This window comes from Endozoicomonas sp. SCSIO W0465, assembly GCF_023716865.1.
GTDB lineage: Bacteria > Pseudomonadota > Gammaproteobacteria > Pseudomonadales > Endozoicomonadaceae > Endozoicomonas.
This window is the reverse complement of record NZ_CP092417.1, coordinates 206,484-222,944: the sequence shown is the minus strand read 5'-3', so window position 1 is coordinate 222,944 and position 16,461 is coordinate 206,484. Positions and strand designations below refer to the sequence as shown.

17 protein-coding genes and 1 pseudogene are annotated in these 16,461 nt (G+C 45.1%); 12 read left to right on the top strand and 6 right to left on the bottom strand.

From position 1 onward, the window contains the following. Positions 1 to 256: 256 nt before the first annotated feature. Positions 257 to 1,594, bottom strand: a complete 1,338-nt coding sequence (locus MJO57_RS01060) for a transposase (RefSeq protein ID WP_252017304.1) — start codon at positions 1,592 to 1,594, stop codon at positions 257 to 259. Positions 1,595 to 1,997: 403 nt separating this feature from the next. Next, positions 1,998 to 2,228, bottom strand: coding sequence for a hypothetical protein (locus MJO57_RS01055; RefSeq protein ID WP_252022177.1), 231 nt, complete (start codon positions 2,226 to 2,228; stop codon positions 1,998 to 2,000). Between MJO57_RS01055 and MJO57_RS01050 the strand changes: the two genes are divergently transcribed. Then, positions 2,227 to 3,480 (top strand): IS66 family transposase, encoded by a 1,254-nt coding sequence (locus MJO57_RS01050; RefSeq protein ID WP_252022176.1) that lies wholly within the window; start codon positions 2,227 to 2,229, stop codon positions 3,478 to 3,480. The genes MJO57_RS01055 and MJO57_RS01050 overlap by 2 nt on opposite strands. On the opposite strand, the gene MJO57_RS01045 is transcribed toward MJO57_RS01050, so the two are convergent. Then, entirely contained in the window at positions 3,467 to 4,981 is a 1,515-nt protein-coding gene (locus MJO57_RS01045) for an IS66 family transposase (protein ID WP_252017330.1), read from the bottom strand. The two genes, MJO57_RS01050 and MJO57_RS01045, sit on opposite strands and share 14 nt — an antisense overlap. Here MJO57_RS01045 and MJO57_RS01040 point away from each other — a divergent pair. The 4 genes from MJO57_RS01040 to MJO57_RS01025 are packed head-to-tail and all read left to right on the top strand — an operon-like array spanning position 4,980 to position 6,080. Further along, on the top strand, positions 4,980 to 5,123 hold the full coding sequence (locus MJO57_RS01040) for a hypothetical protein (RefSeq protein WP_252022174.1): 144 nt from the start codon (positions 4,980 to 4,982) through the stop codon (positions 5,121 to 5,123). The genes MJO57_RS01045 and MJO57_RS01040 overlap by 2 nt on opposite strands. Before the next feature lie 29 nt (positions 5,124 to 5,152). Further along, on the top strand, positions 5,153 to 5,524 hold the full coding sequence (locus MJO57_RS01035; protein WP_252022172.1) for a transposase: 372 nt from the start codon (positions 5,153 to 5,155) through the stop codon (positions 5,522 to 5,524). 32 nt (positions 5,525 to 5,556) lie between these two features. After that, a complete protein-coding gene (locus MJO57_RS01030; protein ID WP_252022170.1) occupies positions 5,557 to 5,847 on the top strand; it encodes a hypothetical protein in 291 nt (96 codons plus the stop codon). Beyond that, positions 5,844 to 6,080, top strand: coding sequence for a hypothetical protein (locus MJO57_RS01025; RefSeq protein WP_252022168.1), 237 nt, complete (start codon positions 5,844 to 5,846; stop codon positions 6,078 to 6,080). Before MJO57_RS01030 ends, MJO57_RS01025 begins: the two co-directional genes overlap by 4 nt. Here the strand turns inward: MJO57_RS01025 and MJO57_RS01020 are convergent, their stop codons facing one another. Beyond that, positions 6,081 to 7,595: an IS66 family transposase gene (locus MJO57_RS01020; protein WP_252017330.1), complete on the bottom strand. Its 1,515-nt coding sequence runs from the start codon at positions 7,593 to 7,595 to the stop codon at positions 6,081 to 6,083. Between the two features lie 74 nt (positions 7,596 to 7,669). On the opposite strand from MJO57_RS01020, the gene MJO57_RS01015 reads away from it, so the two are divergent. Both MJO57_RS01015 and MJO57_RS01010 read left to right on the top strand, forming a co-directional pair. Beyond that, positions 7,670 to 8,569 (top strand): hypothetical protein, encoded by a 900-nt coding sequence (locus tag MJO57_RS01015; RefSeq protein WP_252022166.1) that lies wholly within the window; start codon positions 7,670 to 7,672, stop codon positions 8,567 to 8,569. After that, positions 8,550 to 8,774: a hypothetical protein gene (locus MJO57_RS01010; protein WP_252022164.1), complete on the top strand. Its 225-nt coding sequence runs from the start codon at positions 8,550 to 8,552 to the stop codon at positions 8,772 to 8,774. Before MJO57_RS01015 ends, MJO57_RS01010 begins: the two co-directional genes overlap by 20 nt. Positions 8,775 to 8,886: 112 nt before the next feature. Here MJO57_RS01010 and MJO57_RS01005 read toward each other — a convergent pair whose 3' ends face one another. Next, positions 8,887 to 10,224 (bottom strand): transposase, encoded by a 1,338-nt coding sequence (locus MJO57_RS01005; protein WP_252017304.1) that lies wholly within the window; start codon positions 10,222 to 10,224, stop codon positions 8,887 to 8,889. Positions 10,225 to 10,399: 175 nt separating this feature from the next. Here MJO57_RS01005 and MJO57_RS01000 point away from each other — a divergent pair, with 175 nt between their 5' ends. Further along, positions 10,400 to 10,792 (top strand): hypothetical protein, encoded by a 393-nt coding sequence (locus MJO57_RS01000; protein WP_252022162.1) that lies wholly within the window; start codon positions 10,400 to 10,402, stop codon positions 10,790 to 10,792. Positions 10,793 to 10,891: 99 nt separating this feature from the next. Here the strand turns inward: MJO57_RS01000 and MJO57_RS00995 are convergent, their stop codons facing one another. Beyond that, a complete protein-coding gene (locus MJO57_RS00995; protein WP_252022160.1) occupies positions 10,892 to 12,178 on the bottom strand; it encodes a Y-family DNA polymerase in 1,287 nt (428 codons plus the stop codon). 283 nt (positions 12,179 to 12,461) lie between these two features. Between MJO57_RS00995 and MJO57_RS00990 the strand changes: the two genes are divergently transcribed. From MJO57_RS00990 to istB, 4 genes and pseudogenes are all read left to right on the top strand, one after another. Then, a complete protein-coding gene (locus MJO57_RS00990) occupies positions 12,462 to 12,653 on the top strand; it encodes a hypothetical protein (protein ID WP_252022158.1) in 192 nt (63 codons plus the stop codon). A gap of 174 nt (positions 12,654 to 12,827) precedes the next feature. Continuing rightward, a pseudogene (locus MJO57_RS00985) lies at positions 12,828 to 13,973 on the top strand (IS1182 family transposase); the annotation flags it as partial. A 140-nt stretch (positions 13,974 to 14,113) separates the two neighbouring features. Continuing rightward, positions 14,114 to 15,619, top strand: a complete 1,506-nt coding sequence (gene istA / locus MJO57_RS00980; protein ID WP_252022154.1) for an IS21 family transposase — start codon at positions 14,114 to 14,116, stop codon at positions 15,617 to 15,619. A gap of 12 nt (positions 15,620 to 15,631) precedes the next feature. Further along, positions 15,632 to 16,387, top strand: a complete 756-nt coding sequence (gene istB, locus MJO57_RS00975) for an IS21-like element helper ATPase IstB (RefSeq protein ID WP_252017309.1) — start codon at positions 15,632 to 15,634, stop codon at positions 16,385 to 16,387. Positions 16,388 to 16,461 lie beyond the last annotated feature (74 nt).

Here is a 16,461-nt window from a genome sequence, read left to right as displayed (position 1 = left end):
AAGCCAGGAATGGAAAATAAGATATGATATCTTTTCTGAAAAAACTGAAATTAGAGGAATGCTTTTCATTTATAATCACGATGGTGACTTTGATGATAATTTCTATAGATTTTTCCATAAAGATGACAAACATCTCGACTTTAGAGTCTGTATAAAACGATAATTCGGTCAGCTTTTTATAGTGAAGCAAGCCGAAATCAGTGAACTGTTTTTCCAAGTTCGTTATTACTTCCGTTTTTTGCCTAAAAGCCTTTAGTTATGCTGCTTCTGAATTATCCGGTATTAACTGGTCGATCAGATCGCGAAAATTGAACTCATATTTTTGCTTATATCTGTTCCAGCCCTTGCGAATAGAGAACCTCGGAATAATTCCTGAAAGAGCAATTTTCATCATGCCTGCAGTGGTTGTATCCGGGCTTCTCCAGGGTATCCGAGAAATATTCAGACATGCCTGATTTTTACAAACGGTTAATAACTGCAATAATGCATAGCCTGCCATTTTCAAATGCATCCATCGAAGCAGTGTTCGCAATTTCTGCTGCCATAAATGGCAACAGCCAAAAGCATGTTTGAGTTGGTGAAACATTGGCTCTACCGGCCATCTCCGGGAATAGGCACGAAGCACCTCCAGTCCCTCAAGTTCCGGATTGGTCGAGATGAATATTCTGCTTTCGGTCAGACCTTTGTCATTTTCAAAGCGACTCCAGACGACGCGTACTTCACGACCTTTAAGGAATCTGGCGCGACAGATCAGGGTACGATAACGTATTTTGCGAAATTTGCCGTACATCCATACTGTTGCTTTTTCTTCCGGCAGTTTCTTAACCTGTTCTGTCGTCATCTTGATGCCGTACTTTTTTGGGCGCCCTCGCTTCTTTACGGTGGGTGCTGGCGGCAAAGCATAGAGGGCCCGATTTGAAGGTATCTGACCAACAACTTCTATGTTCATTTCCAGAGCTGGCTTTATCAGTGTCCAGTTCATATACCAGCAATCGGTTAGCAGGCGTAGCACTCGATCCTTCACTTCATTGCGTACCACCCTGAGCATGGCCACGGCAATTTTCAGTTTGCTGGTGTTACCTGAAGCTGGTGTCGGAAATGAGATCACCGGTATGGCGGTAAATACTTCATCTGCAGCCCGCTCAAATATGATGGCCAGGGAAACCCAACACTGCCCCCAGATGTACGTCGGCCGATTGCGTTTCTTGCTGTGTTGATGATGTGTACGACAAGCAGGGGCTTTGTCGGAAAACCGTTCGATTACCCAGTCATCAAGCCCCAGGACCACAGGTTGATTCTCAGGAGCTTTGGAGCAGACCAGACGGATCAAGTGGCGTGCCAAGTTCTTCCATTGCCACTTGCCCTGAGATAGCCAGTGGTGGTAGCTGCTCCACACACAATGAAAATCAATTGTTAACAACGCCTGTGTAACAAAGCCGTCGGCTGAAAGCATGCAACCGAACAGCAGTTCGCAGAACGTTGGTACTGCAGTTGATGATAGCGCTCCAGCAAGAAAGGTTGTATATGAAGCGAGCTCCCTGAGGATTACTTGATGATCTGAAGTGAGCATGGCAACCATCTCGAATTTCGTCATTGGGGATGGTTGCTTTTAGCAGATTATGCGCCGGAACTATTGTGCTCTTAAAACTCTAAAGTCGAGGACAAACATCCTAAACGCCAAATTATAAAAACAGAAAGTTTACCCTTAGCAAGAGATCAGCAAATTCACATTGTTGAACCTGCATTAATTAATGGCTCTTTTCGTATTGCAGACTGCTGATTTCATAAATCAGGCTGGAATCCTCCTGTGGCAGGGCTTGGCAATATTTAGCCAGCAGTTTCCTGAAGGCATTGTATATCAAGGCCTTTGGCCAATTTTCATTGCAGAGCAGTCTGTAACCCGAAAAGAGCCTAATTAATTATATGACCACACTGATTGGTGATATGAATCAACTTCATCAAGAAGGATCATTTCCTGAGCGAGACTATTTTTTCTATTATCCAGATCTATATTTGCATAAAGCACATGGCGATAAAAAAGATAGACCTGCGACTATAGAGATGATTAATGCGCCATATTTGATAATTGAGCACAATGATGTTAAGAAGTATAATGAATCAACATCTAGTGTAGAAAGTAACTGTTCAGCACCCCCACATAAATCTGGAATTTTCTGATTTTTATACCATCCTCTTAAGCACCATTTTTCCACAATATTCGCCAGCATGATTCCAGAACTACCCGCAACTATGTCGGCTGAGATTCTCTTGAAAGAGAATGCAGAGCTGCGGATGAGAGTTGCCTGTCTGGAAGAGCGATGTCGAGAATTGGAAGAAAAGGTTGGCAAGAACAGTCAAAACAGCAGCAAGCCGCCATCGTCTGATGGTTATCAAAAACCTTGTAAAAACAGTAATTCTCCAGATCATTCTGACGACCTTTCCGCAGATAAAGGTACCGATCCATCGGATGAAAAACCCAATCCTAAAAGTCTGAGACAGTCTTCTGGTAATAAAGCCGGTGGAAAGAAAGGGCATCAGGGCACTTGTCTTAAACAGGTCGATATCCCTGACTATATTGAGTACCTTCCGGTTAAAGAATGCAATAAATGTCAGGCGTCTCTTCTTGATAGTGAGCCGGTCAAATATATTGAACGACAGGTGTTTGAACCAGGGAGACCGGGTGAATTTGAAGTAACGGCCCATAGAGCTGAAGTAAAAATCTGCACTTGTGGTTGTCGGAATCAGGCTGAATTCCCGGAAGGTGTTACCGCTGCCGCACAATATGGCTCAGCCACACAGGCTATGGCCGTCTATCTTAACCAATACCATTTCCTGCCTTTTAAGCGCGTGTCAGAGTATTTTAATACTCTCTATAAAATGAGTGTAAGTGCAGGCACTGTCGCCAATTTTGTGGCCAGAACCTATGAAAATCTGGCTTCTACTGAAGAGGTTATTCGTGACGCCTTGCGGGAATCGTCTGTTGCCGGAGCCGATGAAACGGGTATGCGGGCCGAGGGCTCTTTGCACTGGCTACACGTTATGCGGGATGAACAATGGACGCTCTACTACTTGTCTGAAAAGCGAGGTCGTGAGGCCATGGACACGATGGGCATACTGCTAACATTTGCAGGCGTTCTGGTTCATGATCATTGGAAATCCTATTTTGCATATGCGGCAACTCACGTACTTTGCAATGCCCATCACCTGAGGGAGCTTTTGGGTGTTGTTGATAGGGACAGCAATCAACTGGCGTTGCGATTGATGAAGCTACTGAGGCTTTCCTGGCATTACTGCAAGGGCTTTAAGACCATAGGTATGCTACAGATGCCAAGTGTTGTCTGTGAACGAATCGAGAAGATTTATGACCGGTTGCTTCAGCGGGCTCTAATGAAAGAAGTCGTCTATATGGAGAAGCAACGAGAGGAGCTTAAGCGCAAGAAAGTCAAGAATACTAAAGCTTACGTAACTATTCAGCACTGAGCAAAGGCATATTACAGTAATTCCGAACAGCTCTATGAAGTGATTGATATATGTCCATTCCCTGTTTTCTGGCAGACGACAAATAGCTGCGAATCCGTGCAAACATAGAACCACCGTCTGCACTCCTGAAGCAGCCTGAGATTTTCTGCTTTAACTTGGCCATTCGAACATCCCGCTCACTGCCATTGTTATCGAAGGGAATGGTAAAATCTGACATGAAGCGCAGTGTCTCAGCCTTGAACTCAGTGAGTCGTTTGAAGAGATTGTAAGCTTTAGTATTCTTGACTTTCTTGCGCTTAAGCTCCTCTCGTTGCTTCTCCATATAGACGACTTCTTTCATTAGAGCCCGCTGAAGCAACCGGTCATAAATCTTCTCGATTCGTTCACAGACAACACTTGGCATCTGTAGCATACCTATGGTCTTAAAGCCCTTGCAGTAATGCCAGGAAAGCCTCAGTAGCTTCATCAATCGCAACGCCAGTTGATTGCTGTCCCTATCAACAACACCCAAAAGCTCCCTCAGGTGATGGGCATTGCAAAGTACGTGAGTTGCCGCATATGCAAAATAGGATTTCCAATGATCATGAACCAGAACGCCTGCAAATGTTAGCAGTATGCCCATCGTGTCCATGGCCTCACGACCTCGCTTTTCAGACAAGTAGTAGAGCGTCCATTGTTCATCCCGCATAACGTGTAGCCAGTGCAAAGAGCCCTCGGCCCGCATACCCGTTTCATCGGCTCCGGCAACAGACGATTCCCGCAAGGCGTCACGAATAACCTCTTCAGTAGAAGCCAGATTTTCATAGGTTCTGGCCACAAAATTGGCGACAGTGCCTGCACTTACACTCATTTTATAGAGAGTATTAAAATACTCTGACACGCGCTTAAAAGGCAGGAAATGGTATTGGTTAAGATAGACGGCCATAGCCTGTGTGGCTGAGCCATATTGTGCGGCAGCGGTAACACCTTCCGGGAATTCAGCCTGATTCCGACAACCACAAGTGCAGATTTTTACTTCAGCTCTATGGGCCGTTACTTCAAATTCACCCGGTCTCCCTGGTTCAAACACCTGTCGTTCAATATATTTGACCGGCTCACTATCAAGAAGAGACGCCTGACATTTATTGCATTCTTTAACCGGAAGGTACTCAATATAGTCAGGGATATCGACCTGTTTAAGACAAGTGCCCTGATGCCCTTTCTTTCCACCGGCTTTATTACCAGAAGACTGTCTCAGACTTTTAGGATTGGGTTTTTCATCCGATGGATCGGTACCTTTATCTGCGGAAAGGTCGTCAGAATGATCTGGAGAATTACTGTTTTTACAAGGTTTTTGATAACCATCAGACGATGGCGGCTTGCTGCTGTTTTGACTGTTCTTGCCAACCTTTTCTTCCAATTCTCGACATCGCTCTTCCAGACAGGCAACTCTCATCCGCAGCTCTGCATTCTCTTTCAAGAGAATCTCAGCCGACATAGTTGCGGGTAGTTCTGGAATCATGCTGGCGAATATTGTGGAAAAATGGTGCTTAAGAGGATGGTATAAAAATCAGAAAATTCCAGATTTATGTGGGGGTGCTGAACAGTTACAAGCTTACAATCTCTTCAGGCTCTTTTCGTATTGCAGACTGCTGATTTCATAAATCAGGCTGGAATCCTCCTGTGGCAGGGCTTGGCAATATTTAGCCAGCAGTTTCCTGAAGGCATTGTATATCAAGGCCTTTGGCCAATTTTCATTGCAGAGCAGTCTGTAACCCGAAAAGAGCCTCTCTTCAAACGACTCACTGAGTTCAAGGCTGAGACACTGCGCTTCATGTCAGATTTTACCATTCCCTTCGATAACAATGGCAGTGAGCGGGATGTTCGAATGGCCAAGTTAAAGCAGAAAATCTCAGGCTGCTTCAGGAGTGCAGACGGTGGTTCTATGTTTGCACGGATTCGCAGCTATTTGTCGTCTGCCAGAAAACAGGGAATGGACATATATCAATCACTTCATAGAGCTGTTCGGAATTACTGTAATATGCCTTTGCTCAGTGCTGAATAGTTACTGTAGAAACCAAATTTAAAAAAGGATTTGTGATTTATTATAATAAATGTGGCTCTACCCATAATGAGTTCTTATATCTTTTTGACACTCTTTCGAAATACCAAATTCTAGATAGTGAATATTCAATTCGTTTAAGAGTAGCTCATTCGAAATACCATCCAGATATAAGAAGCAATTTTAGAAATGCAATTCAAACTTATGCTAAAGCCTGGGGGTTTGATGATACAAAATTGGAGAAGCTAAATAGAATTGAATTTAATGTGATTGAAACAAGAAAAACCCGTTTTAGTCAAGTTGAGCTTGGTTGGAGAAATATATGAGCCGTGGAAGTCTATATAGTGCAAGTGATAAAGCAATATTTGATGCACTTAACCAACCAAAGGTGACTACGGCAGACTTAAAAGAGTTGTTTTTAAGCCGTGGAATTATTATATCCAAAGATACAAAACGAGCTAATTTAGCAACATCGTTTTCTCGATACACTCATGACTATGAGGATTATTGTACACTGTCATCAATACTTGGATCTGCTAACAGAAAAGAAAAAATGTAACTATTCAGCACTGAGCAAAGGCATATTACAGTAATTCCGAACAGCTCTATGAAGTGATTGATATATGTCCATTCCCTGTTTTCTGGCAGACGACAAATAGCTGCGAATCCGTGCAAACATAGAACCACCGTCTGCACTCCTGAAGCAGCCTGAGATTTTCTGCTTTAACTTGGCCATTCGAACATCCCGCTCACTGCCATTGTTATCGAAGGGAATGGTAAAATCTGACATGAAGCGCAGTGTCTCAGCCTTGAACTCAGTGAGTCGTTTGAAGAGATTGTAAGCTTTAGTATTCTTGACTTTCTTGCGCTTAAGCTCCTCTCGTTGCTTCTCCATATAGACGACTTCTTTCATTAGAGCCCGCTGAAGCAACCGGTCATAAATCTTCTCGATTCGTTCACAGACAACACTTGGCATCTGTAGCATACCTATGGTCTTAAAGCCCTTGCAGTAATGCCAGGAAAGCCTCAGTAGCTTCATCAATCGCAACGCCAGTTGATTGCTGTCCCTATCAACAACACCCAAAAGCTCCCTCAGGTGATGGGCATTGCAAAGTACGTGAGTTGCCGCATATGCAAAATAGGATTTCCAATGATCATGAACCAGAACGCCTGCAAATGTTAGCAGTATGCCCATCGTGTCCATGGCCTCACGACCTCGCTTTTCAGACAAGTAGTAGAGCGTCCATTGTTCATCCCGCATAACGTGTAGCCAGTGCAAAGAGCCCTCGGCCCGCATACCCGTTTCATCGGCTCCGGCAACAGACGATTCCCGCAAGGCGTCACGAATAACCTCTTCAGTAGAAGCCAGATTTTCATAGGTTCTGGCCACAAAATTGGCGACAGTGCCTGCACTTACACTCATTTTATAGAGAGTATTAAAATACTCTGACACGCGCTTAAAAGGCAGGAAATGGTATTGGTTAAGATAGACGGCCATAGCCTGTGTGGCTGAGCCATATTGTGCGGCAGCGGTAACACCTTCCGGGAATTCAGCCTGATTCCGACAACCACAAGTGCAGATTTTTACTTCAGCTCTATGGGCCGTTACTTCAAATTCACCCGGTCTCCCTGGTTCAAACACCTGTCGTTCAATATATTTGACCGGCTCACTATCAAGAAGAGACGCCTGACATTTATTGCATTCTTTAACCGGAAGGTACTCAATATAGTCAGGGATATCGACCTGTTTAAGACAAGTGCCCTGATGCCCTTTCTTTCCACCGGCTTTATTACCAGAAGACTGTCTCAGACTTTTAGGATTGGGTTTTTCATCCGATGGATCGGTACCTTTATCTGCGGAAAGGTCGTCAGAATGATCTGGAGAATTACTGTTTTTACAAGGTTTTTGATAACCATCAGACGATGGCGGCTTGCTGCTGTTTTGACTGTTCTTGCCAACCTTTTCTTCCAATTCTCGACATCGCTCTTCCAGACAGGCAACTCTCATCCGCAGCTCTGCATTCTCTTTCAAGAGAATCTCAGCCGACATAGTTGCGGGTAGTTCTGGAATCATGCTGGCGAATATTGTGGAAAAATGGTGCTTAAGAGGATGGTATAAAAATCAGAAAATTCCAGATTTATGTGGGGGTGCTGAACAGTTACGAAAAAATTACGACTTCTAAAATTACCACGCATGTTGATCATGATGAATTGGAAAGTGCAGCAATAGAATTAAAAAACAAAATCGAGGAGTTCGATGTTACAGCGCATGTCCGCAGAGTACTAACTGGTATTGAAATAAAAATCAACTATCAAACAACCGATTTTAATAAAAGTGAATTTAAACAAGTTGTTGACAAAGAAGCTATTATTTCTGTTGAAATCGATGATGATGGTATCTCTATAAGGTCTCCATTGAATCAGCATGTAGATGAGTGGAAAGCGTTGTATTTAGGTATTATCGAAGAATCCTTAGAGCAAGAGCTTCCCATTGATGAAATATCACTTGAAAGTATCGAAAATCCAAAACTTAGAACAAAGTTCTTTGTAAATTTGACTAATCAATTAAAAGATTTTGCTTTTCTTGATGTAACGGACGTTTTTGTATATCACCCAAAGTCAGATAAGAGTGAGCTTTTAGATGATGATTCTGAAGAGTATGAAGAAAGTCAGATTGGAGTTCATATTTCAAAAGCATCATTAAAAGGTCAAGGTGTTTTGCAGTCACCTGAACTAAGCGATTTATATGATAAGGGATTCTATATATCAAAAATTATCTGGAAATCTAAAAAGGAAAGTTATGATTCTGATATTTATGTTTTTGAAGCCCAGTTCGCAGAACCAGAAACTTGTACCCAGTTTTCATATCTTCCAAAAGGTTTTTATAAATACAAAGAAGGTGGTGAGCATAACAAAAATAGAACTAATTTCAGTAGTGCTGAAGAACGTGCATTGAGTAAGAATATTGAGGTTTCAGCACACAAAGTTATGAAATCAATTATTTCTGAATCGCTACAGGCTAACACTAATGAAGACAAAATGGCTTGAGGTTGAACTACCAATCATACTGGTAGAACTTTATGAATTATTAAAATCTTCTCCCTATAGCGATGTTATGCCTAAAGGATTTGACATATTTGAATTCTCAAAAGAGAAAATCGATGGAAAATATATTGAAAAAAACGTGCAGGTCGAATTAGTTGTAACTCCATTTGGTGATAAGAATGAGATTGAAATTACTACTCGACTTTAGAGTCTGTATAAAACGATAATTCGGTCAGCTTTTTATAGTGAAGCAAGCCGAAATCAGTGAACTGTTTTTCCAAGTTCGTTATTACTTCCGTTTTTTGCCTAAAAGCCTTTAGTTATGCTGCTTCTGAATTATCCGGTATTAACTGGTCGATCAGATCGCGAAAATTGAACTCATATTTTTGCTTATATCTGTTCCAGCCCTTGCGAATAGAGAACCTCGGAATAATTCCTGAAAGAGCAATTTTCATCATGCCTGCAGTGGTTGTATCCGGGCTTCTCCAGGGTATCCGAGAAATATTCAGACATGCCTGATTTTTACAAACGGTTAATAACTGCAATAATGCATAGCCTGCCATTTTCAAATGCATCCATCGAAGCAGTGTTCGCAATTTCTGCTGCCATAAATGGCAACAGCCAAAAGCATGTTTGAGTTGGTGAAACATTGGCTCTACCGGCCATCTCCGGGAATAGGCACGAAGCACCTCCAGTCCCTCAAGTTCCGGATTGGTCGAGATGAATATTCTGCTTTCGGTCAGACCTTTGTCATTTTCAAAGCGACTCCAGACGACGCGTACTTCACGACCTTTAAGGAATCTGGCGCGACAGATCAGGGTACGATAACGTATTTTGCGAAATTTGCCGTACATCCATACTGTTGCTTTTTCTTCCGGCAGTTTCTTAACCTGTTCTGTCGTCATCTTGATGCCGTACTTTTTTGGGCGCCCTCGCTTCTTTACGGTGGGTGCTGGCGGCAAAGCATAGAGGGCCCGATTTGAAGGTATCTGACCAACAACTTCTATGTTCATTTCCAGAGCTGGCTTTATCAGTGTCCAGTTCATATACCAGCAATCGGTTAGCAGGCGTAGCACTCGATCCTTCACTTCATTGCGTACCACCCTGAGCATGGCCACGGCAATTTTCAGTTTGCTGGTGTTACCTGAAGCTGGTGTCGGAAATGAGATCACCGGTATGGCGGTAAATACTTCATCTGCAGCCCGCTCAAATATGATGGCCAGGGAAACCCAACACTGCCCCCAGATGTACGTCGGCCGATTGCGTTTCTTGCTGTGTTGATGATGTGTACGACAAGCAGGGGCTTTGTCGGAAAACCGTTCGATTACCCAGTCATCAAGCCCCAGGACCACAGGTTGATTCTCAGGAGCTTTGGAGCAGACCAGACGGATCAAGTGGCGTGCCAAGTTCTTCCATTGCCACTTGCCCTGAGATAGCCAGTGGTGGTAGCTGCTCCACACACAATGAAAATCAATTGTTAACAACGCCTGTGTAACAAAGCCGTCGGCTGAAAGCATGCAACCGAACAGCAGTTCGCAGAACGTTGGTACTGCAGTTGATGATAGCGCTCCAGCAAGAAAGGTTGTATATGAAGCGAGCTCCCTGAGGATTACTTGATGATCTGAAGTGAGCATGGCAACCATCTCGAATTTCGTCATTGGGGATGGTTGCTTTTAGCAGATTATGCGCCGGAACTATTGTGCTCTTAAAACTCTAAAGTCGAGAATTACTAGATACATAATCGTTAATTTTCAGTTTGTGCATTTGCAACACAACAAGTACTTGCTAATAATTGATTCCCCCCCTAGATCTCTACGATCATTTATTGATACCTTGTATGATTTAATCGGCTTTGGTGTATTTGTATCGCCTTTAAAACTTGATTTAAAACTATTGCTATCTATGATAAAGAAAAGCTTGAAGCCCGTGTCCGTTCGTCTAAAAAAAATCAAAGTCAGCGGTGTTCAAATATCTGAAAAAACATCAGCAACTATTGATTTGACGTCAATAGGAAACCCAATATCTGATTTAGATAGCTCCTTTGATCTTTCAAAAACAACTTTAGAGCGAATGAAAGGTACTCTAATAAGAGGTGGCATATCAACTGAGATTGAACTTTCAAAAAATGGAAGCTTTATGTACTCAGATAATTTTCACGAGGAATTACTCCCTATAATCAAAGATTATAAAATATTTGGCACTCCACAGGCACCATATTCCAAGTAAACATCTATTATAGATGCATGGGTATAGTAGAAAAGTCTGTTTAACCGTTCATATCTCTGATTCGTTCTGCACCAAACTTGGCGCAGAACTTTAAACAATTCAAACCCGAACCCTAATAATATCCCGCCATTGAGTCGTATAACAGGGACTCAATGCCTGCCGGTTCATATGCCACTGCTGAGACTCAAACCCCACTGAAGCAGGCCGCAGTGTTTGGCTTCCAAAACGTTGATTGATGGCATCCAGTACCGACATCATCCGGGTATTTTCGTGGGTTGATGCTGCTGCCAGTAAATCACCCTGAAAGCCCTGGCCAGAACAGAGATCCATCAGGGCGAAGCCTGCCTTTTTATACTCGTAACCCTCCTGAAACAGCACGTCCAAAGCCGGAGTTAACTGTTGCAGCCAGACCGAGCTATCGCTGGTAGGAGACGGTGCCATCAGCTTAAGACTTCGGCCTGTTTGTGGGAGGTTGTCTTTAAAGGGGTCAGTCCTGATAAAGAGGATGGCTTCACGGGAATACTGCTTTTGCTTTCTGAGTTTCTCGCAGGCACGACAGATAAAACTGGCCAGTGCCGCATGGAGTTCCTGTTTGGTGGTGACTCGATGGCCAAAGCTTCTTGAACACATAATCTGATGTTTATTGGCTGAACCTCCTTCCTCCCAGGGAATGCAGTATTCTCCCTGGAGTTCGCAGACTGTGCGTTCCAACACTACAGAAAACTGTTTCTTGATCCATTGTCGATTGGCATTTGCCAGTTGTGCTGCCGTATGAATGCCTGCCGCCTCCAGCCGTTTTCCGATTCGCCGGCCGACGCCCCATACTTCACCAACCGGGGTAATCGTCATTAGCCGTTGCTGGCGAACTGGATTGGTTAAGTCCACAACGCCTCCGGTTGCCGGAAATTTCTTGGCCGCGTAATTCGCCAGTTTGGCGAGTGTTTTGGTGGTAGAGATGCCCACGCCAATAGGAAGCCCTGTCCACTGGAATACCCGCTGTTTCATGTCCAGGCCTCTGGCATGCAGGCTGTCTTCAGGAAAACCGGAGAGGTCAACAAAGGCTTCATCGATGGAATACACTTCCAGCTTCGGGCTGAACTGTTCCAACACCGACATAAAACGGGAGGACATATCGCCGTAGAGTGCATAGTTGGAGCTTCTCAGAATGATCTCGCCACGCTCTACCTGATCCATGACTTTGAATGCCGGTGTACCCATGGCAACGCCCAGTGCTTTGAGTTGGGCTGTTCTGGCAACAATGCAGCCATCGTTATTGCTCAGCACGCCCAGGGCTTTATCAATCAGGGATGGATCTGCATATTCTGGTAACTCTTGAACACTCATTCTGGTAACACTTGAACACCCATTCTGGTAACACTTGAACACCTATTCTGGTTTCTTTTGAACACTTTTTGATGATTTCCAGAATCACCGTTCAAGCTTCCAGAAACGCTGTTCAACAGACCATAAACCGGTCTAATACAGCTAACAAATATCTTCTTATGCATTGATTTTCCATAACTTTGGCCGTTCTTATCTGTACCAAGAGAGGGAACCGGCCATGACAGAAAACAGGATTACCATGCGTAAGCTACTAGGAGGCTGTCCGAGAATAGCCTGATTAAGTATAATCAGGCATCTTCTGCCCACTTTGTTGTTGCCGAAACGGATGTCATCAATCAAATTCAAAGATAACCCTGCTGATTTTGACCAGCACCTGATGTTCCCATCGAACATCTTCGACCTGCTGCCACCAGATCATGATTGCTTCGTTTTTGAAGATATCTTCAAGCATATCGACACCTCTGAAGTGGAAAAGCAGTATCACCTCTTGGCCAGAATGCCTACCACCCACGACTGATTATCGATCCTGATCTATGCCTATAGCCATGGTGTGTTCAGCTCCAGGGAGATTGAACGGCGCTGCAATCAGACTTGGCTTTCATGTATATCGCCAAACAGCACTGCCCAAATTTCCAGGTGCTCAGTGACTTTCGTAAAACCAGGCCACCTTTTTTAAAGCAGTTTCAAACAGAGCGTGCTGCTCGCCCGGGAACTACAGATGGCCTCGCTGGGCCACATCGCTCTTGATGGTTCCAAATTCAAAGCCGACTCATCAAAGCATAAGGCCATGAGCTACGCACGACTTAAGGCCAAAGAAGCTGAATTAATGGCTGAAGTTGAGGCCCTGATTAAAAAAGCCGAAACCAGTGACAGTGAAGAGGACGATGCTTATCAGCAGGAGACTGGCTACAGCATTCCTGAAGACTTGCAATTCAAGCAGGAACGGTTAGAGAAAATCCAGGAGGCCAAAAAAGCGCTTGAAGAACGGGAACAGGCCCTGAATCCCGATAAGCCGATAGACGACAAAAAGCAAATCAGCTTTGCTGATCATGATGCCAGGATCATGGGTAAAAAAGGCAGTGGCTATCAGTACAGTTATAACGCCCAGATCAGCGTCGACAGCGATAATGGTATCATTGTTGGCCAGCACATCAGCCAGCATGCCAATGACAAGCAGGAAGTAAAGCCTGCACTTGAAGCCATTGCAGAAGCAACAGATAACGCGTCCATTGGCAAAATGAGTGAGGATAATGGCTATTACTCAGGGCCCAACCTGCAAGCGTTTGATGATGCGAACATTGACGCTTACATGGCTACGGATCGACAGGAGAAGCCTGCAACAGAGGGACTGGAAGACTCTGACAGAAAGTTTGTCAAAGCGGATTTTATTTACCATGAAGCAGACGACAGCTTTACCTGCCCTGCCGGTGAGAAGCTGATTTATAACACGGCTAGCAAAGCAAAACACAAAAGCTACCGCGTCAGTAAAGATATCTGCCGGGATTGCCCGTTACGTAAAAGGTGCAGTGGTGACAACAAAGACCCGGGGAAAGTGATTCGCACAGACCGCCACGAAGCCATACGCCAGGCGATGAACCGCAAAATGGAAACCAAAGAGGCCAAAGCGGTTTATGAGCGTCGCAAGGTGATTGCGGAACCGCCTTTTGGCCAAATCAAGAACTCAGGATTCAGAGGGTTCAGTGTCCGGGGTAAGGAAAAAGTGGCTGGAGAATTTTCACTGGTCTGCAGTGCTTATAATTTCAAAAAAATTGTCAAATCGGTTTCAACGGGATCAATCCGTCTTGAAGAAGCAAAAAGGCTTAAAATGGCAGCATAAAGGCAAGCAAAAGGGTAAAAAACACAATTTTTACCCCAAAACAGGCTAAATTTAGGTCAATATTTGATCAGCCAAGAAAATGCTGAAGCTTTCGTTTTTTCAATAGCTAGTTCTCGGACAGCCTCCTAGAAATACTCCGGATGCGGTTTGGCAGCCAACTCAGCTTCCGACAAATTTCCCGCAGTGTACGGGTCAGTGTGGGGACGGTATCCAACTACGTTAAGGCCTTTCAGGAATCGGAATTAAGCTGGCCCCTGGCAGAGGATATATCTGAGCCTGAGCTTATTCAGGCGCTGTTTCCCGATGCCTCGATAGCCAATCGAAAAGGGTTGATTGATCCTGACTGGGCTGAGGTGCATCAGGAACTGAAGCGCAAGGAAGTGACCAAACAACGACTCTGGGAAGAATACTGTCAGGCCCACCCCCTCAATGCCTACAGCTATGCCCAGTACTGTCACCGTTACAATCAGTGGCGTGGTTGTCAAAAGCGATCTATGCGACAGCTGCACAATGCAGGTGAAAAGTTATTTGTTGATTATGCCGGGCCAACCATGCCAATCATCAACCCGGACACCGGCGAAATTGCCCACAATGCCCAGATATTTGTGGCAGTGCTGGGAGCGTCCAACTATACCTACGCTGAAGCGACTCTGTCACAAAAAACAGAGGACTGGCTGGGGTCTCATGAACGGGCCTTTGAGTTCTTTGGTGGGGTGCCAGAAATTGTTGTGCCAGACAACCCAAAGTGCGCAGTTATCAAAGCCTGTCGGTACGAGCCGGATCTCAACCCATCATACCAGCACCTGGCTTGTCACTACCAGGTGGCAGTCATTCCGGCACGCCCCTACAAACCCAAAGACAAGGCCAAAGCAGAAGTCGGTGTACAGGTAGTGGAGCGGTGGATACTGGCCAGGCTTCGTCATGAAATGTTCTTTACCCTGGCAGAGCTGAACCTGCGGATACGTGAGCTGTTAATCGAACTGAACCTGAAGCCCTTTAAGCAGTTGCCAGGAACGCGACGTAGTGCGTTTGAACAACTGGATGAACCAGCCCTCAAGCCACTGCCGAAGCAATCTTTTGTGTTCGCTGAGTTTATCAAGGCCCGGGTGAATGTGGATTATCATATTATCTGCAAGGGGCACGCCTACTCGGTTCCCCATCAGCTTGCCAGGCAGGAAGTAGAAGTACAGGCGACTGAGCACTGCGTCACGATCTACGCTAACGGTAAAGTGGTGGCCAGCCACGCTCGCAAGCACACACGTGGATTTACGACGTTAGCAGTTCATATGCCGGAACGACATCGTCACCATCAGGATTGGACGCCTGAGCGTTTACTTAACTGGGCTAACGACATTGGTCAGGAAGTCTATTGTTTTATTCAATCACTGCTGGATAGCAAGGAGCATCCTGAACAAGCCTATCGAGCTTCATTGGGGCTGCTAAACCTGCAGCGGGAATATGGAACTGAACGACTCAACAACGCCTGCGCCCATGCCAGGAACATCGGGGGTTATCGGTTAAAAAATGTCCGATCAATCCTCCAGTCAGGCAAAGACCTGATGCCATTGGAGCCACAGTTAAAACAAACGACAGGTCCCTTGCATGATGATCACGAAAATATTCGTGGCGCTATTTGCTATCAATAACCGGAGGCGAACATGATCAATGAAACACTGGCTCGCCTTAGGTCACTGCGACTGACCGGAATGGCAGATGCCCTCAATCAACAGCTGGACCAGCCGGGCACCTACAGTAGCCTTAGCTTTGAAGAACGACTGTCGTTGCTTACTGAGCAGGAAGAAACAGAGCGAAACAATAAACGTCTGGCTCGGCTGCTCAGAAGCGCCCGGTTTAAACTGGCTGCCCGGATACACGACATTGACTATGAACACCCCAGAGGTCTCAAACAGAACCAGATGGCCAGCCTGTCTGGAGGAGGCTGGCTTGACCGGTACAGGAACCTGTTGATCACCGGACCTTGTGGTTCCGGTAAGAGCTACCTGGCCTGCGCCCTTGGGCACATGGCTTGTCTGAAAGGCTACAGTGTCCGGTACTATCGGATGTCCAGGCTACTGGATGAACTGATCCTTGCCCACGGTGATGGCAGCTACAGCAGGCAGTTGAAACAACTGGCAAAAGTAGACTTGCTGATTCTGGACGACTGGGGCCTGGAACCACTGACGCAGCAACAAAGGAACGATCTGCTGGAAGTCATGGATGACAGGCACGAGCAAGGTTCCACGTTGGTTACCAGTCAATTGCCCACCCGGAAGTGGCATGCCAGCATTGGTGATGAAACTCTGGCCGACGCCATTCTTGACCGGCTTATGCACAATGCCCACCGGATTGAACTCAAAGGCGAATCCATGCGCAAAAAGCTTGGAAAATTGGACGCAGTTGAACACCTGGTCTAAAAATCACACTGGGCAATGTGTAAGGAGTTCAGGGTGTTCAAATGAAACAGAATAGGTGTTCAAGTTAACCAGAA